Annotated in this window: 21 protein-coding genes and 1 tRNA gene; 13 read left to right on the forward strand and 9 right to left on the reverse strand. The window is 48.7% G+C overall.

What is annotated here, in order from left to right; genetic code table 11:
• Window positions 1–396 (reverse strand): gamma-glutamyltransferase (locus tag VIN66_RS07625; RefSeq protein ID WP_331923426.1); only part of this gene is annotated, 396 nt, incomplete at its 3' end.
• A 171-nt stretch (window positions 397–567) separates the two neighbouring features.
• Here VIN66_RS07625 and VIN66_RS07630 point away from each other — a divergent pair.
• Window positions 568–2,271 carry a methyl-accepting chemotaxis protein gene (locus VIN66_RS07630; RefSeq protein ID WP_331923427.1) on the forward strand — a complete coding sequence of 568 codons (1,704 nt, stop codon included), beginning with the start codon at window positions 568–570 and terminating at the stop codon, window positions 2,269–2,271.
• Window positions 2,272–2,319: 48 nt separating this feature from the next.
• On the opposite strand, the gene VIN66_RS07635 is transcribed toward VIN66_RS07630, so the two are convergent.
• A tRNA-Pro gene (locus tag VIN66_RS07635) sits at window positions 2,320–2,396 on the reverse strand.
• 155 nt (window positions 2,397–2,551) lie between these two features.
• Here VIN66_RS07635 and VIN66_RS07640 point away from each other — a divergent pair.
• The 5 genes from VIN66_RS07640 (at window position 2,552) to VIN66_RS07660 (ending at window position 6,844) form a co-directional block, all read left to right on the forward strand.
• Window positions 2,552–3,523 carry a DUF4382 domain-containing protein gene (locus VIN66_RS07640; RefSeq protein ID WP_331923428.1) on the forward strand — a complete coding sequence of 324 codons (972 nt, stop codon included), beginning with the start codon at window positions 2,552–2,554 and terminating at the stop codon, window positions 3,521–3,523.
• Between the two features lie 152 nt (window positions 3,524–3,675).
• The gene (locus VIN66_RS07645; protein WP_331923429.1) at window positions 3,676–4,548 is read left to right on the forward strand and encodes an EamA family transporter; all 873 of its coding nucleotides are present in this window, start codon (window positions 3,676–3,678) and stop codon (window positions 4,546–4,548) included.
• Between the two features lie 76 nt (window positions 4,549–4,624).
• On the forward strand, window positions 4,625–5,746 hold the full coding sequence (locus VIN66_RS07650) for a lysophospholipid acyltransferase family protein (RefSeq protein WP_331923430.1): 1,122 nt from the start codon (window positions 4,625–4,627) through the stop codon (window positions 5,744–5,746).
• Window positions 5,743–6,615, forward strand: coding sequence for an EamA family transporter (locus tag VIN66_RS07655; protein ID WP_331923431.1), 873 nt, complete (start codon window positions 5,743–5,745; stop codon window positions 6,613–6,615). Before VIN66_RS07650 ends, VIN66_RS07655 begins: the two co-directional genes overlap by 4 nt.
• Window positions 6,599–6,844 (forward strand): DUF2960 domain-containing protein, encoded by a 246-nt coding sequence (locus VIN66_RS07660; RefSeq protein ID WP_331923432.1) that lies wholly within the window; start codon window positions 6,599–6,601, stop codon window positions 6,842–6,844. Before VIN66_RS07655 ends, VIN66_RS07660 begins: the two co-directional genes overlap by 17 nt.
• A 55-nt stretch (window positions 6,845–6,899) precedes the next feature.
• Here the strand turns inward: VIN66_RS07660 and cspE are convergent, their stop codons facing one another.
• Window positions 6,900–7,109 (reverse strand): transcription antiterminator/RNA stability regulator CspE, encoded by a 210-nt coding sequence (gene cspE, locus VIN66_RS07665; RefSeq protein WP_008222696.1) that lies wholly within the window; start codon window positions 7,107–7,109, stop codon window positions 6,900–6,902.
• A 308-nt stretch (window positions 7,110–7,417) separates the two neighbouring features.
• Window positions 7,418–8,536 (reverse strand): alanine dehydrogenase, encoded by a 1,119-nt coding sequence (gene ald, locus VIN66_RS07670; protein WP_331923433.1) that lies wholly within the window; start codon window positions 8,534–8,536, stop codon window positions 7,418–7,420.
• Between the two features lie 148 nt (window positions 8,537–8,684).
• Here ald and lrp point away from each other — a divergent pair, with 148 nt between their 5' ends.
• From lrp to VIN66_RS07705, 7 genes are all read left to right on the forward strand, one after another.
• Window positions 8,685–9,173, forward strand: a complete 489-nt coding sequence (lrp, locus tag VIN66_RS07675) for a leucine-responsive transcriptional regulator Lrp (RefSeq protein WP_331923434.1) — start codon at window positions 8,685–8,687, stop codon at window positions 9,171–9,173.
• Between the two features lie 96 nt (window positions 9,174–9,269).
• Window positions 9,270–11,768, forward strand: a complete 2,499-nt coding sequence (locus VIN66_RS07680; RefSeq protein WP_331923435.1) for a DNA translocase FtsK — start codon at window positions 9,270–9,272, stop codon at window positions 11,766–11,768.
• Window positions 11,769–12,380, forward strand: a complete 612-nt coding sequence (lolA, locus tag VIN66_RS07685; RefSeq protein WP_331923436.1) for an outer membrane lipoprotein chaperone LolA — start codon at window positions 11,769–11,771, stop codon at window positions 12,378–12,380.
• Between the two features lie 59 nt (window positions 12,381–12,439).
• Entirely contained in the window at window positions 12,440–13,726 is a 1,287-nt protein-coding gene (locus VIN66_RS07690) for a replication-associated recombination protein A (protein WP_331923437.1), read from the forward strand.
• Window positions 13,726–14,100 carry a fluoride efflux transporter CrcB gene (gene crcB / locus VIN66_RS07695; protein WP_331923438.1) on the forward strand — a complete coding sequence of 125 codons (375 nt, stop codon included), beginning with the start codon at window positions 13,726–13,728 and terminating at the stop codon, window positions 14,098–14,100. Before VIN66_RS07690 ends, crcB begins: the two co-directional genes overlap by 1 nt.
• Window positions 14,101–14,105: 5 nt before the next feature.
• On the forward strand, window positions 14,106–15,395 hold the full coding sequence (serS, locus tag VIN66_RS07700; RefSeq protein WP_331923439.1) for a serine--tRNA ligase: 1,290 nt from the start codon (window positions 14,106–14,108) through the stop codon (window positions 15,393–15,395).
• Window positions 15,396–15,462: 67 nt separating this feature from the next.
• Window positions 15,463–15,618 carry a hypothetical protein gene (locus VIN66_RS07705; RefSeq protein ID WP_331923440.1) on the forward strand — a complete coding sequence of 52 codons (156 nt, stop codon included), beginning with the start codon at window positions 15,463–15,465 and terminating at the stop codon, window positions 15,616–15,618.
• Here the strand turns inward: VIN66_RS07705 and VIN66_RS07710 are convergent.
• From VIN66_RS07710 to VIN66_RS07730, 5 genes are all read right to left on the reverse strand, one after another.
• On the reverse strand, window positions 15,613–15,948 hold the full coding sequence (locus tag VIN66_RS07710; protein WP_331923441.1) for a TusE/DsrC/DsvC family sulfur relay protein: 336 nt from the start codon (window positions 15,946–15,948) through the stop codon (window positions 15,613–15,615). The two genes, VIN66_RS07705 and VIN66_RS07710, sit on opposite strands and share 6 nt — an antisense overlap.
• Window positions 15,936–16,205 carry a DsrH/TusB family sulfur metabolism protein gene (locus VIN66_RS07715; protein ID WP_331923442.1) on the reverse strand — a complete coding sequence of 90 codons (270 nt, stop codon included), beginning with the start codon at window positions 16,203–16,205 and terminating at the stop codon, window positions 15,936–15,938. The genes VIN66_RS07710 and VIN66_RS07715 overlap by 13 nt, the downstream gene beginning before the upstream one ends.
• Window positions 16,205–16,561, reverse strand: a complete 357-nt coding sequence (gene tusC / locus VIN66_RS07720; protein ID WP_331923443.1) for a sulfurtransferase complex subunit TusC — start codon at window positions 16,559–16,561, stop codon at window positions 16,205–16,207. Before tusC ends, VIN66_RS07715 begins: the two co-directional genes overlap by 1 nt.
• Entirely contained in the window at window positions 16,561–16,923 is a 363-nt protein-coding gene (locus tag VIN66_RS07725) for a DsrE/DsrF/TusD sulfur relay family protein (protein ID WP_331923444.1), read from the reverse strand. Before VIN66_RS07725 ends, tusC begins: the two co-directional genes overlap by 1 nt.
• Before the next feature lie 80 nt (window positions 16,924–17,003).
• Window positions 17,004–17,672, reverse strand: a complete 669-nt coding sequence (locus VIN66_RS07730; RefSeq protein WP_331923445.1) for a Bax inhibitor-1/YccA family protein — start codon at window positions 17,670–17,672, stop codon at window positions 17,004–17,006.
• Window positions 17,673–17,792 lie beyond the last annotated feature (120 nt).

Here is a 17,792-nt window from a genome sequence, read left to right on the forward strand (position 1 = left end):
CTGCCATAACCCCATGACTGTGCCGGGGACACCGCTGGCTTTATGGCCAATTAAACTAAGCTCGCCGATGACCTGTTTATCTTCATCCAGATACATATCCCTGTGCGCGCTGCCGGGGGCCGTTTCACGGTAATCCAGAAAGTAAGGTTTGCCGTCAAACCAGATGGTCATAAAACCACCGCCACCAATATTGCCGGCCTCCGGGTAGGTAACCGCCAATGTGAAGGCAATGGCTACTGCCGCATCGACGGCGTTGCCACCACTGCGCATAATATCTTCTGCCACAGCAGCTCCATACTGATCCGGAGAAGCGACGGCGCCTGATGATGGCGTACCTGCAAGGCAGTTTAAGCTAAGTAACAGCAGTAGTGTAGTGACAAACTTTACATAAGACATAACAGGCTCCACTTAACTGAATCTATGTTCTAACCTGACAGCGAATGAATTACAAGAAGTGACAATGTTAAAAACAGCAGCTATGCTGAAACTGCTTTAAATAAGTATCTGTTCAAAAGCAATAAATTCAGTTTTTAACTGACATAAAAACAGCAGCAGTAAGGATAGATTATGGGATTTTGGAAGACAGTGGGCGGGCGTTTGCTCAGTATACCTTTATTGGCGTTACTGGGATTTGTCGTACTGGCTGTAGTGGCATTAAATGCCTTTAACCATAGCTTGATAGAAGGTAGGCAAAACCGTGTTGTGGCGGTTATCGACAGCGCATTGAGTGTGGTAAAACATTATCAGTCCCTTGCACAAAGTGGGGCGCTGACCGAGGAGCAAGCGAAACAGCAAGCTATGGCGGCGGTAAAGGTGATCCGATACGACGGCACTGAATATATCTGGATCAACGATACCGGCCGGCCGGTGCCAACCATGATCATGCATCCGACCGTACCTGCGCTGGAAGGTACTGTGCTGGATAAACCCAGTTTCAACTACGCAACCTTGATGCGTAATCGTGACGGCAGCCAGCAGCAGACGCTGGATAACGCGAATTTATTTGTTAGCTTTGTCGATGTGATTAACCGCTATGGCAGCGGCTTCGTGGAATATCAGTGGCCTAAGCCGGTTAAAGGTGGTGGTGTTACAGATGAGCGCTATACCAAGCTGTCATATGTGGCAAAAGATGAACGCTGGGGCTGGGTGCTGGGCTCAGGGATTTATATCGATGATGTGAAAGCGGCTTTCTGGAGTGTGGCCCGCCAGGTCGGTGCTGTGGTACTGCTTATTATTGTGCTGACAGTGGGCATATCGCTGTATATCCGCCGCTGGTTGCTGCAGGCGCTGGGTGGGGAAGTAGCCGAGACTAAAGCCCTGGTGCAGCAGGTAGCGGCAGGCGACTTCTCTGTACGCTTTGCGCTGAAATCTGGTGATACTGACAGCTTACTGGCGGCGCTTAGCAGCTTAGTAACCCAGCTGCGGGGTATTATCAGCCAGCAATCGGCGATGGCAGAACAGTTGGCCGGGCAGTCAGAAGCGCTGGATGATACCAGTCAGCATACGCAGCAGATCCTGCAAAGTGTAATGGATCAGACCGCACAGGTAGCCACAGCGGTAAACGAAATGACAGCGACCTGCGAAGATATGGCCCGCAGTGCAACAACGGCAGCCAAAGCGGCCCGTGATGCAGACCAGGAGGCACAAAATGGCGTTACGGCTGTTAAGCAAACCATTACCGCAATCGACGCGCTGAAAGTTAAGCTGGAGCAGGTATCTGATGTTATCGCGCAGCTGTCTAAGCGTAGTGAAGAGGTTGGTGCGGTGACCGATGTAATAGGCGCTATTGCTGAGCAGACAAACTTACTGGCACTGAACGCGGCGATTGAAGCGGCAAGGGCAGGCGAGCTGGGCCGCGGTTTTGCTGTGGTTGCCGACGAAGTGCGGACATTGGCCAGCCGCTCGCAGGCGTCTACACAGGATATTAATCAGCGCATACAAGGTATTCAACAGGATTCTACCAATGCTGTGCAGTCTATGGCGCAAAGTAAAACGGAAACCGAACAGACGATCAGCTGTTCACAGCAGGCTAATGAGGCGCTTGGCCGCATAAATACTGCAGTATCCAGTATTACTGATGTTAATGATCAACTGGCCAGTGCAACAGAAGAGCTGGCGGTGGTTTCCGGCACAATCAACGAGAACATGGAAAATATTGCTAATGCTGTGGAGAGTACCACAGCAAAATCCGGTGAGTTATCTGCTGCCAGCCAGCAACTGCGGCAAATGGCCAGCGAAATGAAAAAGTCGCTTAGCGGTTTTAAAATTTAACGACAAAAACAAAGCCCCGCAAAAGCGGGGCTTTGTTTTGAGGGATAATGGTCGGTACGAGAGGATTTGAACCTCCGACCCCTGACACCCCATGACAGTGCGCTACCAAGCTGCGCTACGTACCGATGTACGGCGTATCATAATGATTCCCTGCCAGAAAGCAATGCTCAGCCAGCCGATTGCGCTAATTTTAGCCAACCAGACAAGGTGTTAGATGCTGGTTAAGGCGATATTCAGGCGAGACTGCTATACCTGTCGTGTTATTAACAAGGAGCGACGTATGAAACCTATAACAATGACGGCAGCAATGCTGGCTTCTGTTTCCTTGCTTGCTGGCTGTGGCGGCGGTGGTGATGGTGGTAATGAGCCTATGTTTGCAACGTTTAACCTGAGCGTGAGTGACGCACCGGTTAACGGTGCCAGAGCCGTAATGGTTTGTTTTAATGAAGTAGAACTTACCGGCAATGGTCTGGGTAGTCAGAGCTTCACTATTGGTGACGATGAAGAAGCGGTGGCTGCTAACGACAGTTGTCGTGATGCCCAGGGTAATGTTATTCCAAATACCCGCGGTATAGACCTGCTGCTGTTGGATGGTGCCAAGTCAGAAGCACTGGTAACCGGAGCGAGGTTCGAAGCGGGTAATTACGGCCAGCTGCGGCTGGAGATTGCCGAGGGCAGCTATGTTGAACAGGATGATGGTTCACGTGCGTCGCTGCGGGTTCCGTCGAACGAACTGAAACTGGGCGGTGTTACCTTATCTGCCGGCGGTACTTTTAACTACACGCTGGAGTTTGACTTGCGAAAAGCGATGGTGAACCCGCCGGGTCAGAATGGTTATCTGTTAAAACCTACTGGTTTACGACTGGTCAATAACAGTGAAATAGGCCATTTAACCGGTTCAGTAGCTGAAGGTTTACTGATCAATAATAATTGTACCGTAGCGCCTGCCGATGCATTGATGCCAGTGGCAACAGTGTATTTATATGAAGGGGCAGATCGCCCGCTGGCGGAGCTGTCTGACAATGGTGGTGATAATACTTATCAGCCCTATGCCAGCACCAACGTGTACTTCGATGGTGTCAGCGAATACAACTTCAGCCTTGGCTTCATCGATGCCGGTGTTTATACCGCAGCATTAAGCTGTGATGTACTGGACGACCCGGAAGCTGCCGATTCCGTGACATTTCTGCAGGCGCAGAATGTTGATATAACGGTAAGTACAACCCCGGCAGAAGCAGACTTTACCGAGTAACATCTGCTTGATAAAGGCAGGCAGTGTGCAACTGCCTGCCTTTATCATTTTACCTGATAGCTGATATCACGATAGTTAAGCCCATTGCTGCTGTTTATCCCCTTGCATTCTTGTTAAAATAGCCTTCTTTACGTCCTTCCTGGTGTGTGCCAATGTTGTGGATCCCCTTTACCTTGCTGGCTGCTTTTATGCAGGCTTGGCGCAATGCGTTTCAAAAGCAACTGAGTAAAGATGTCAGTGTCTCTGGTGTCACGCTAGCCCGCTTCATCTGGGCGTCGCCTCTGGCCGCGCTCTACCTTTGGGTGCTATATGCCTGGCGGCCGGCAGCCATGCCTGAATTCAACAGTACTTTTGCCGCTTTTATCGTTGCTGCATCACTGGCGCAGATTCTGGCCACGGCGCTAATGGTGAAATTATTCCAGTTAAAAAATTATGCTATCGGTGCCGGGCTGGCGAAAAGTGAAGCAGTGTTGGCAGCGATATTGGGAGTCGTATTTTTCACAGAAAGTTTAACTTTATTGGGCTGGCTTGGCGTATTTCTTGGCGGCTGTGCCGTTTTTTTACTTAGTGGTGCGCGCCTGCGGCAGCTGTCGTTTCGGGTGTTACTGCTTGGGCTGGGTAGTGGCCTGGCATTTGCGCTAACGTCTTTGTGGGTACGTCAGGCCAGCCTGTCGTTAGGTCTGCCTTTTCCACACGGCGCAGCCTGGGTGCTGTTATTAGTGATACTGCTGCAAACCCTGTTATTGACACTATGGCTGGCGCTAAAAGACAGGGCTGTACTTGTCGCATTATGGCAGCGACGCAAATTAACGTTGGCCGTCAGCGTATGCAGTTGTATAGGTTCTGTCGGTTGGTTTACCGCTATGAGCCTCGAAACTGTCGCTTTGGTTAAAACACTGGGGCAGGTTGAAGTGCTGTTTATGCTGCTTATTTCCGCTTTTGTATTTAAAGAGAAACTCAAAACAAGTGACCACCTGGGCTTAGCGCTGATAGTTGTTGCAGCGATTGCGGTAATGTGGGCTTAAATGGGTTTGGCACTGGTGAATTTTCGCTAACCCAGTAAAATGGACGCTCTTTTATACTACCAACATAGTGATTTAAGTGTCAGATCAGGATCTTTACGCCGATATACGGCCTTATAACGATGCCGAAGTCGCACCGGCTATAGCACGGCTAATAGCAGATGACGAGTTTATTCAGGCCATTTTGCACTACCGTTTTCCACACCTGTCGGGGCCATTCGGCTGGTTGCTGTCACCGCTGGTAAAGTTTGTATTAAAACGGCGCTGGGCAAAGCTTAATACCGTGCATGCGGTGCAAAAACAGGTTGCCGGTTTTATGGACCGGATGATAGATCATACCACCGATAAGGTAACTGTATCCGGTATCGAGCAGCTTAAACCCGGACAGGCGTATTTGTTTATTTCAAACCATCGTGACATTGCGATGGACCCGGCGTTGGTGAACTGGTGTCTGCATCACCATGGCTTTGATACAGTACGCATTGCGATAGGCGATAACCTGTTACGTAAAGCCTGTGCGACCGAGCTTATGAAGTTAAACAAGAGCTTTATCGTAAAAAGGGGGGCTAAAGGCCCACGCGAGATGCTGAAAAACCTGTCGCAGCTATCGGGTTACATTAAGCACTCACTTGAGCAAAAACATTCAATCTGGATCGCGCAAAAAGAAGGCCGTGCCAAAGACGGTAATGATGAAACAGATCCGGCGATTCTGAAAATGTTTTATATGGAAGGAAAAAAACGCGGAGAAGAGTTTGCCAGCTACATGGCAGGCTTGAATATAGTGCCGGTCTGTTTGTCTTACGAATATGACCCGTGCGATGCTGATAAAATAAAAGAGCTTTGGCATAAGCAAACCCAGGGCAAGTATCAGAAAGCTGAGTTTGAAGACATAGACAGTATTATTAAAGGTATCGTCGGCATTAAAGGCCGGGTTCATGTTGGTTTCGGTCAGCCGCTTAGCGAGATCCCGGCCGAGCCTGAGCAGCTGGCTGCACTTATCGATCAGCAAATCTGGCAACAGTACCGTCTGTTTCCGATCAATTACCTGGCCGCCGGACAAGAACATGCATCAGTGAATGAACAGGTAGCCCAGCAGTGGCAAAACAGGCTGCAGGGTGTGCCTGTGGCGGCTGCTCCTATGTTAAGTGCCCTGTATGCTGCGCCGCTGGTGAAGCAGCAACAACTGGAAGAAACTCCTTGAGCTACCTTGTCGGCGTAACGCTACTGTGGGCATTCTCATTCAGCCTGATTGGGGTATACCTTGCCGGTCAGGTTGACCCTTATTTCGCTGTGCTGGTACGCGTGAGCCTGGCGCTATTGGTTTTTCTGCCCTTTATGCGCCGTTTGCACTGGCAACTGGCTGCTAAGTTATCTGTATTAGGTGCTGTGCAACTGGGGCTGATGTACCTGTTTTATTATCAGTCATTTTTGTTGCTCAGTGTGCCTGAGGTACTGATTTTCACCATCTTTACGCCGGTTTATATCACACTACTGTATGATGCCTTGCAACAGCGTTTTCGTTACCGGTTTTTACTGGCAGCTGTAGTTGCGGTGCTTGGCGCAGCTATCATGCGGTATCAGGGGCTGACACAGGATTACTGGATAGGTTTTATCGTAGTGCAGGGGGCTAATCTGTGCTTTGCGCTGGGGCAGGTGGGTTATAAGGTATTGCTGGAAAAGCAGCCGTTAACCGTTAGTCAGCATCAGGTGTTTGGCTGGTTTTATACCGGGGCTTTGGTTATCGCTTTGCCAGCCTGGCTGATACTTGGCGGTAGTCAATATCCGGATAGCAGCATACACTGGGCAGTCTTGCTTTGGCTTGGGTTGGTCGCGTCGGGCGGCGGCTACTTCTGGTGGAACAAAGGGGCAACCAGGGTGAGCAGCGGCACTTTGGCGGTGATGAATAATATGCTGATCCCTGCTGGCTTGCTGGTCAATATTCTGCTTTGGAACCGGGAAGAGAATGTTATGACACTGCTGGCCGGCTCACTACTACTGATTATTTCTTGTTTGCTGTGTAAGCCTCGCAGTGCAACAATAACCGGAGCGGCAAATGGCCAGACAAATTAGTTATACCTATAAAAAAGAACGTAAAATTATCAATTTCAGTTACGATAAATATCACGATATGTATGAAGCCGTCGCAGCGGCGGAAGGCATTGATTTAAAGCAGTTTCTTGCGATGGAACAGCAGGTGGCTATGACGGCAAAGCGGGGAGCTGCGGTGAAAAATTATCGTCAGCAGGAGTTTGCCAGGATGGGCTTTGCCGATATTGCTTTTGTACGCGAAGAAAAATAATCTTGCAGCAAATAAAAAAGGACACCTCGGTGTCCTTTTTCAGCAAGTGCTTAAATTACAGAACTGTAACGTTAGCAGCTTGTGGGCCTTTTTGGCCTTGTTCGATTTCGAACGATACGCGTTGGCCTTCGTTCAGAGTTTTGTAACCTTCAGTTTGGATAGCACGGAAGTGAACGAATGCGTCAGCGCCGCCGTTATCCTGAGTAATGAAACCGAAACCTTTATCAGCGTTGAACCACTTAACTACACCAGTTACTTTAGCCATGAATGACTCCTAAAAATTTAATAAAACTAATTGACGCTAAATTGCGTTTTTAGCCTGACTGTTACCTTACTTATGCGGCCAAACGTGCGTGAATCTTCAGGACATGACTTACAATGAAGCTGTGTAGCGAAGTTTTCATAAACATTTTGTTACATAGGTCTGCTTTACAGGCCGGTAAGCACTATAGCAGGTCTGCACGGAATGTATATAGCAAAACATAAATAAACCGTTGTCGTGCAATAAAAAAGCGTAAAAAACAATAAAGGCTGCCTGAGCAGCCTTTAATCAGAGTGGTTATTTATTGAACATCAGGCGTTCAGTGCAGTTTTTGGCTCAATAAAGGTAAAACCTAACGCTTCTGCCACGCTTTGATTAGTAACCTGGCCATTAATGACGTTCAAGCCGTTCATTAAGTGTTGATCGTCCAGTAAAGCTTGTTTGTAGCCTTTGTTTGCCAGACGAATAATAAATGGTAAGGTTGCGTTGTTCAGCGCGAAAGTTGATGTACGCGGTACTGCGCCTGGCATGTTTGCAACACAGTAATGCACTACGTCGTCGACAATATAGGTTGGATCAGCATGTGTAGTTGGCTTAGATGTTTCAACACAGCCACCCTGATCAATTGCTACGTCTACAATAGCTGAGCCGGGTTTCATGCGCTTGATATGCTCTTTCGTCACCAGTTTTGGTGCTGCTGCGCCTGGCACCAATACACCACCGATAACTAAATCTGCAGCCAGTACTTCCTGTTCTAATGCATCAGCAGTGGAGTAGATAGCTTTAACGGCGCCGTTAAACTGAGCGTTAATACGGCGCAGTACATCGACACTGCGGTCCAGTACTGTTACGTCAGCACCCAGGCCAACAGCCATCTGAGCTGCGTTGGTACCAACCATACCGCCGCCGATTACAACAACTTTAGCCGGTGCTACACCAGGTACACCACCTAACAGCATGCCGCGGCCAGCACAGGATTTTTCCAGTGCACGTGCGCCGGCTTGAATAGACATACGGCCTGCAACTTCTGACATCGGCGCCAACAGTGGTAAACCACCACGATTGTCAGTAACGGTTTCGTAAGCAATACAAATGGCTTTTGATTTAATTAAATCTTCAGTTTGCGGTAAGTCTGGGGCAAGGTGCAGGTAAGTAAACAGAATCTGACCTTCACGCAGCATAGCGCGTTCAACGGCTTGCGGCTCTTTTACCTTAACAATCATCTCAGCTTTAGCAAAGATTTCAGCAGCAGTTGCCAGTACAGTCGCACCAGCAGCAGTGTAGTCTTCATCCGTGAAACCGATGCCAATACCCGCGTTGGTTTCAACCAGAACGCTGTGCTTATGGTTAACCAGTTCGCGTACGCTGGCTGGAGTCATGCCTACGCGGTACTCGTGGTTTTTTATCTCTTTTGGTACGCCAATAATCATAATTTTAAGCCCTATACTGAGGTAAATGTTGGCTGAGGTAAAATTTGTGCGCAGTATACTGATTATTTTATAGAATTAATGCTTGTTTTTACGCTCTGGCGTAGTGCAAAATTCTGTTTAAATTAAAACGGCAAATTTTTTCGCTGCTATGTACTCTTTAAATAAAAGTATCAAGAAGTTAGATCGGATAGACCGCAAAATTCTGGCAGAATTACAGTGCGATGGCCGGTTGGCAAATGTCGAGCTGGCGCGTAGGGTAGGGCTTAGCCCAACGCCTTGCCTGGAGCGCGTACGAAAGCTGGAGGCTGAAGGTGTAATTCTTGGTTATACCGCCCAGGTCGACCCACATAAAGTCGGTGCCGCGTTACTGGTTTTTGTCGAAATTACGTTAAGTAAAACCTCGCCTGAGGATTTTGATGAGTTCAGTAAGGCAGTGCAGAAGCTGCAGGAGATACAGGAATGCCATCTGGTGTCCGGCAGTTTTGACTTTTTGCTGAAAACCCGTGTGGCGAATATGGCGGCTTACCGTGAACTGCTCGGCGAAACCTTGCTCAGATTACCCAGTGTGCGCGAAAGCCGTACTTATGTCGTTATGGAAGAAGTAAAACAAACTACCTTTGTCGCAATCAGCAGCTAATTGTCGGTTCAGCCGACCTTCACAGATGCACTTTTACAGTGTCTCTGGTATCTTAGCCTGCAGTACTGTCTGTTGGTGCGCACAAAGATAAAAAAGATGAAAAAAGGTAGGGTCCTTCATTTGCAGAACAGAGTTTATTTTCCGCTAAACGGTGTGCAGCGCTTGCTCGAAGTTGGATTAATCGTATTTTCCGGCTTTGGCTTGTTTCTGTTGCTGGCACTGTTGTCTTTTGATCCGGCGGATCCCAGCTGGTCGCAAACCGGTTATCAAACCAGTGTCCATAATTACGCTGGCCCGATAGGTGCCTGGTTGGCTGATCTGTTGCTTTTCAGCTTCGGTTGGATAGCTTATTTGATACCTTTTCTCGTGGCGTTAAGTGGCTACCTGCTGTTTAAACGCTTTCATGACCTGATGAGTCTCGATTATCTTATTCTGGGGCTAAGGATCATTGGTCTGGTGCTTACTCTGCTGACGGCAACAGCTATCAGTAGTATGAATTTTAACGATATTTTTTATTTTTCTTCAGGCGGGGTAATAGGAGATGTCGTCAGCGGCGCATTATTACCCTACTTTAATTTTATCGGCACCATTTTGTTGCTGCTGTGCGGCTTCGCGACCGGGCTTACGCTGATGACCGGTATTTCCTGGTTAACAGTGGCAGATGCATTAGGCGCGGCGTGTTATAACGCTGCACAGTTTTTAATGTCAGTGCCTCAGCGTTTAAAAGAGCGCAGTAAAGATGACTACGACCCCTTTGCCCAGAACCCGGATGAAGAACCGCTGGTCGCTACAACTTACGCTGCAGAGGAGCCGGTGCTGGCTGCACCTAAGTCACGACAGACTCCTAAGCTTGGTAAACCTGTTACTGACAGCTTACCGATCTCGCCGTTGGATGAAAAAACACAGGCTAAGGCGTATTACAGTGTGGATACACTGGCCGATGAGAATCTTTCATTCAGTGCAATTGATGAACCGGATAATGGTCATTGGCAAGAAACATTACAACAGCTTGATTTGCCGTCAGAGCCAGAAGTCGAAACTATGCTGTCCGCAATGACAGACGACGAGGACGATAGCGAAGAAGTATCGCATCAGATGGAAGAACTGCCGTCTCTTGCATTGCTGGACAGGCCTGATAAAGCGGTGAATCCAATAGATCCGGCGGATTTGGAGCGGGTGTCCCGCCTGGTTGAAGCAAAGTTGCTGGATTTTAACGTTGAAGCCAAGGTTGTTGGCGTGCATCCGGGCCCGGTGGTAACCCGGTTTGAACTGGATTTGGCACCTGGCGTTAAGGTCAGTAAGATTACCGGCTTGTCAAAAGATTTAGCCCGGTCATTATCGGCTATCAGTGTACGGGTGGTAGAGGTTATACCCGGTAAGTCTTATATCGGCCTTGAACTACCGAATCAGCACCGCGAAATTGTAAGGTTGTCAGAAGTTATCGGCGATGAAATCTTCGATAATTCTAAGTCACCGCTGACAATGGTATTAGGTAAGGATATTGCCGGTAAATCGGTTGTGGCTGACCTGGCAAAAATGCCCCACTTACTGGTTGCCGGTACCACGGGTTCAGGTAAATCGGTTGGCGTTAACGTGATGATTTGTAGTTTGTTGTATAAATCAACGCCTGACGATGTGCGCTTTTTAATGATAGACCCGAAGATGCTGGAGCTGTCGATTTATGAAGGCATTCCACATTTGCTGACAGAAGTTGTTACTGACATGAAAGATGCGGCCAATGGCTTGCGTTGGTGTGTGGGTGAAATGGAGCGGCGGTATAAGCTGATGTCAGCGCTAGGCGTACGTAACCTGAAGGGTTATAACGCAAAAATCAAAGAAGCCATTGCTGATGGTACACCAATAAAAGATCCGCTGTGGCGGCCATCAGATGATATGCGCACTGACGCACCATTGCTGGAAAAGCTGCCCTCTATCGTTGTGGTAATAGACGAATTTGCCGACATGATGATGATTGTGGGTAAGAAGGTAGAAGAGCTGATTGCCCGTATTGCGCAAAAAGCCCGGGCAGCCGGTATCCACCTTATATTGGCGACACAGCGTCCCTCTGTTGATGTTATTACCGGCTTGATTAAAGCGAACATCCCAACTCGTATCGCCTTTCAGGTGTCGTCGAAAATTGACTCTCGCACTATTTTAGACCAGCAGGGCGCAGAGAGTTTGCTTGGTCAGGGCGATATGTTGTATTTGCCACCGGGCTCGGGTGTGCCGACGCGGGTGCATGGAGCCTTTGTTGATGATCATGAGGTGCATGCTGTGGTCGCGGATTGGAAAAAACGCGGCAAACCAAATTATATTCCGGATATTTTAAGCGGTGAAACCACCGAAGAAAATCTGCTGCCGGGTGAAACCATGGAAGGCGAAGATGGCGAGGCCGATCCGCTGTACGATCAAGCGGTTGCGTTTGTTACGGAAACACGCCGGGCCTCGGTATCCGGCGTGCAACGTAAATTCCGTATTGGTTACAACCGGGCCGCGCGTCTGGTAGAGCAAATGGAGCACAGTGGTATTGTTACCGGCCCGGGCCATAACGGTAACCGGGAAGTCATGGCGCCAGCGCCGCCAAAAGGATATTAAATGCTACGTAAAGTGTTTGCTGTTGTTCTGATGTCTGTTTCCGCCCCGGCACTTGCACAAAGTGCAGAGGAGCAGTTGCAACGTAAATTGGCAATGATAAAAACCTTCTCTGCCAGCTTTGAGCAGCAGGTAACAGATGCTCAAAACAAGCTTTTGCAACAAGGTAAAGGCGAGCTGATGATAAAGCAGCCAGCCAGATTTCGTTTTGAAACAACCGAGCCTGAGCCCAATCTGTTTATTGGTGATGGTGCTACGTTGTGGTTCTACAACGAGCCACTGGAACAGCTAACGATTTATGATGCGCAAAATGAAGTTAACCGCACACCTTTTGTGTTACTGACATCAACTAAAGCAGAACTGTGGCAACAATACGATGTTACGTTGCAGGGTGAGAAGTTTGTTATTCGCTCGAAAGCCGCAGACAGCCCGGTTAAGCAGTTAACACTGAGTTTTTCCGGTTCAGCCTTATCAAAGATGCAGGTACTGGATATGAACCAGCAACTGAGCGAATTTAATTTTACGCTGGTGCAGCTAAATATTACGTTAGATGACAGCCTGTTCCGGTTTGAACCGCCGGAACATACCGACATTGATGACCAGCGTCAGCGATAACAACTGTGAATTCTATACCCCTCGATTTTGGTGAGGATTTTCGCCCTCTCGCAGCAAGAATGCGACCGCGTAATCTGGATGAATATGCGGGGCAGCAGCATTTGATTGGCGAAGGCACGGCACTGCGTAAAGCAATCACAGCTGGCCGGGTGTTTTCGTTGATCCTGTGGGGACCACCTGGCACAGGTAAAACCACGCTGGCAGAAGTCATTGCCAGCCATGCAAATGCGGCTATCAGCAAACTGTCGGCCGTTACCTGTGGTATTAAAGATATACGTGACGCCATTGCTCAGGCCCAACAGCGCCAGCAGCAGTATCAACAGCGCACCTTATTGTTTGTCGATGAAGTACACCGCTTTAATAAAAGTCAGCAGGATGCTTTTTTACCCTTTATTGAAGATGGCACCATCATTTTCATCGGTGCAACCACCGAAAACCCGTCTTTTGCGCTGAACAACGCTATTTTATCCCGTGCCAGGGTATGTGTACTCAAAGCGCTTAATGAAACCGATTTACACAAGGTCTTAACTCAGGCCCTCACGGATACTGAACGCGGCCTTGGACGCGAAGGCATTACACTGACGGCTGATGCTGAACAACTGTTGTTACAGCTTTCAGCCGGAGATGCCCGTAAACTACTTAATCTGTTGGAGCAAGCCGCGGAGCTGACAGAAAGCGCCGGCGAGGGCAAAGTCATTGAGTTTGACACCCTGAAGCATCTGGTACCGAAACAGTTGCCGGGTTTTGATAATCAGGGCGACTTATTTTACGACCTGATTTCAGCCTTTCATAAATCTGTACGCGGCTCAGACCCGGATGCCGCACTGTACTGGTACTGCCGGATACTGGCGGGCGGTGGCGATCCCTTGTATGTTGCAAGACGTTTGCTTGCAATTGCCAGTGAAGACATAGGCAATGCAGATCCCCGTGCGCTGACACTGGCACTGAATGCCTGGGATACCTTTGAACGGGTAGGGCCGGCGGAGGGTGAGCGTGCCATTGCACAGGCTGCGGTTTATCTGGCTTTAGCACCAAAAAGTAATGCGGTTTATAGTGCTTTTAATCAGTTAAAGCAGTTAGTCGCAGAGCAACCGGCCTACGATGTGCCATTGCACTTACGCAATGCGCCGACCCGTCTAATGAAGCAGTTGGGGTTTGGTGAAGGCTATCGCTACGCACATGATGAGCCAGGTGCTTATGCGGCTGGAGAACAGTATCTGCCTGATGGGCTGGCCGGACAATCGTTTTATCAGCCGTCGGATCGCGGTATGGAGAAACAGCTATCGGAGAAGCTGCGTTATCTGAAGCAACTCGATGAGCAAAGTCCGAACAAGAGGCGAAACTAGTGCTATCTTATCTTGCTGTTGCAATTGGTGGCGCAGTAGGCGCCAGTTTGCGCTATGGTTTGAACGAGTTGGCGCTGAATGTTTTAGGGAAATCATTCCCTTTTGGCACTTTGCTGGTTAATATTCTCGGCTCTTTTGTGCTGGGGTGGGTATATGCATTGTTTAGCAGTGGTATGCTGGCAGTGTCGCCCTGGCGTGCGCTGATCGCTATCGGTCTTATCGGCGCTTTTACCACGTTTTCTACCTTTTCGCTGGATACAGTGTTGTTGTTACAGCAAGGCGACTGGCTGAAGGCTATCACCAACGTATTATTAAATGTGTTGTTATGTTTAACGCTTGCCTGGTTAGGGCTTAAACTGGGTTCAATGAAGTAATTACTATGCTAGATGCGAAATTTTTACGTACAGAATTAGAAGAAACCGCCAGCCGTCTGGCGCAGCGTGGCTATGTGCTGGATGTTACACGGCTGACCGCATTGGAAGAGCAGCGCCGGTCGTTGCAGGTTGAGACACAAGATTTACAGAACCTGCGTAATACCAAATCTAAAGCCATTGGTCAGGCAAAAGGCCGGGGTGAAGATATTACCCCACTGTTGGCAGAGGTTGATGGTTTAGGTGCTCAGCTTGATACAGCAAAACAGCAGTTAGACAAAGTGCTGCATGAGGTTGAACAAATTGCTCTGACGGTGCCAAATTTGCCTGATGCGTCGGTACCTGCCGGCAAAGATGAGACAGACAATGTCGAAGTTCGCCGCTTTGGAGAACCTCGCCAGTTTGCGTTTGAAGTGAAAGACCATGTAGCACTGGGCGAGGCTTTGGATAAAGGGCTGGATTTTGAAAGCGCAGTAAAAGTTGCAGGGTCTCGTTTCGTTGTAATGCGTGGCCAGATTGCAAGACTGCACCGGGCGTTGACACAATTTATGCTGGATTTACACACCAGCGAGCACGGCTATACCGAATTATATGTACCTTACCTGGTGAACCACGCCAGCTTGCTGGGTACAGGGCAATTACCTAAATTCGGAGCTGATTTGTTTCATACCCAACCGGCAACTGAAGAAGGCCAGGGTATGGCACTTATTCCTACGGCAGAAGTGCCGGTGACAAATCTGGCGCGCGACACCATTTTCGATGCAACTGAGTTACCGGTGAAGTACACCGCCCATACACCTTGTTTTCGCAGTGAGGCGGGTTCGTACGGGCGTGATACCCGGGGACTAATCCGTCAGCATCAGTTCGACAAAGTTGAGCTGGTGCAACTGGTGCAGCCAGAACAGTCTATGCAAGCTCTGGAAGAGCTGACCAATCATGCAGAGAAAGTGCTGCAGCTGTTGGGTTTACCTTACCGCGTGATGCTATTATGCACCGGCGATATGGGCTTTGGCTCAAGCAAAACCTATGATCTGGAAGTGTGGCTGCCTGCGCAAAACACTTATCGGGAGATTTCGTCCTGCAGTAACATGGGCGACTTCCAGGCACGGCGTATGCAGGCCCGTTACCGTGCGGCTGATATGAAAAAACCTGAGCTTATCCATACCCTGAATGGCTCGGCGTTGGCTGTAGGTCGTACGCTGGTGGCCATTCTGGAAAACTATCAGCAAGCTGATGGTAGCATCGAAGTGCCTGAGGTATTACGTGCCTATATGGGTGGAATAGCGAAGCTGGGGTAAACCTTGATGGACGCCGGCGCAGGCAGTAGCCTACAGCGAAGCGGTAGCCGGCTTTAGCAGGAGCAAAATGATGCCAAAACCCCGTAAAAGTTTTAAACAAACTAACCCCGCTTTAATGCGGGGTATTTATCTGGCAATAATTATCGGTATAGTGGCCATTTTTGCGATAGTGACACTGGAGTCGATAATCACTATTCTGAAAGACGCCTTCGCTGATTCATAAGCACTTGGCCGGTTTAGGTAGTCCCGCAATCCGCGTTGCCTGCTTGGCCGGCCCTTGCGGGAATAACATAAACAGATACTTGCTATTACCTTTTTCGGCACCTAGTTGCTGCGCCATCGCTTTGACTAAAATGCGTATCGCCGGTGACGTCTGAAACTCGACATAAAACTGCCGTACGAAATGCACAACTTCCCAGTGTGCATCAGTCATTGCTATTTGCTCTGCCTGCGCGAAGGCCTGCGCAACGGCTTTATCCCAATCCTGCATGTTAGCCAGATAGCCATGTTTATCCAGCGCTACTGCTTTTCCGTCTATTATTATTTCTGCCATAAGATATTCTGTGTTGCCTTGCTGCAAAGATCTATCCACTGTGTTGCACTAACGGCATGTATGCTATCAGGCAGCTGAAGTTGCCGTATCGCCACATCAGTCTGCAGTGCATACAACTGTTTTACCGGCCAGCTACGCTGAGGAGACAGGCATAGATAAACCGCGTCCTGACGCAGCAAAATAGCATCCTCAGGCTGACAGATACGCGACAGTGCGTCCAGATTAACGTCGGGTGTTATTAAGCTGATTAATTTCATTAGATTGTAATCACCTGATGCTGAGCAGATAGCAACGCTGCAATATCTGCTCTGGTTAGCAATGTTACGTTAATACTAAACTGTTCAGGTTTTAACCCCCGGGCAGTCACTGACTCATGGCAAACATAAACCTGCTCTATATCGTACAGTGAAAATAACTTAAAACTGCGCGGGTAGGGCTTGAGGCCAAAATCAATATGATCAGCGGTTGGCAGCAGTTGATACACGGCATCATCACAAAACAAAATGCTGACGTTATGTTCTACCGCAGCAAGTGCTAGCGACATGTCCAGAGCTTCACGCCCGTTGGCGTGGTTAAACGGACTAAGCCGTTGGAGAAGCAATATGTTACGCATCAGAATTGGATCAACTTGTCTATATTGGTTTGACGCATCGCGAACTCTGCCAGCCCTGCAGCAATGTAGCCTTGCTTAGGTTGTTTCAGCGAGTTTACAACGCCGCGCTTTTCCGCCGCTGTAATACAAAACAGCAGCGGTATACCGTGCTGCTGGCAGAACACCGCGAGTTCAGTGCTTAAGTCCGGTTCATCTGCTGGCAAGTCGTTGTCGGCAGATACACAGTATACGGCATCCTGATACAGAAAAATGTGTTCGATGGTATAGCCCTGCTGTACAGCCGTTCTGGCAAATTGCAGCACACTTGCCAGGCTCTGACTGGCAAAGCCATCTGATGTAAGCAGTAAACCAAAGCGTGTCATAAATATGATGCCTGAATGAAAAATGCCCCGACTAGCGGGGCATTTTAACGAATTAGCGCAAAGAGGCATAGCGCCGATGTTTAATCATCGCCACCAAATACGCCCAGCAATTGCAGCAGGTTTACGAAAATGTTGAAAACATTCAGGTACAGACCGACAGTTGCGCGAATATAGTTTGTTTCACCACCGTGAATGATACGGCTGGTATCGAACAGGATAAGTGCCGACATGATCGAAATAATTGCAGCACTGATAGCTAAGCTTAACGCCGGAATAGCCAGGAAGATGTTTGCCAGCGCAGCGACCAGCACCACAATCAAACCGACCATTAAAAAACCACCCATGAAAGAGAAGTCTTTACGGGATGTTAATGCATAGGCTGACAAACTGAAGAATATCAGCGCAGTACCACCAAGCGCCTGCATAATCAGGGCAGGGCCATTAGCTAAACCAGCGTAGTAGTTCAGCATTGGGCCAAGTGATGCACCCATAGCGCCGGTGAAGGCAAATACCCAAAAAATGCCGCTGGCAGAATCTGCCTTCTTATTGACGACGAACAACATAATGAAACCGGCAACAAAACACACCAGTGACATCATCGGTGACATATTGAGTGCCATCGCAACACCCGCAGTCACGGCGCTGAACGCAAGAGTCATCGCCAGTAAAAAGTAGGTATTTCGCAGAACTTTATTGATCTCGACACTGCGTCCGGCAGTGCTTAGAACAGAAGTATCTCTGTATGACATAAATTACTCTCCTGATACAAAGGTTTATTAACGCATTTGACGGTATCATACGCAGTAAGTTCCGTTCAGACCAGTGTCCGTACTAACAATTTAGCGACAGCGAGATTTTTTTCGATTTAA

The organism is Rheinheimera sp. (assembly GCF_036568245.1).
GTDB lineage: Bacteria > Pseudomonadota > Gammaproteobacteria > Enterobacterales > Alteromonadaceae > Alishewanella.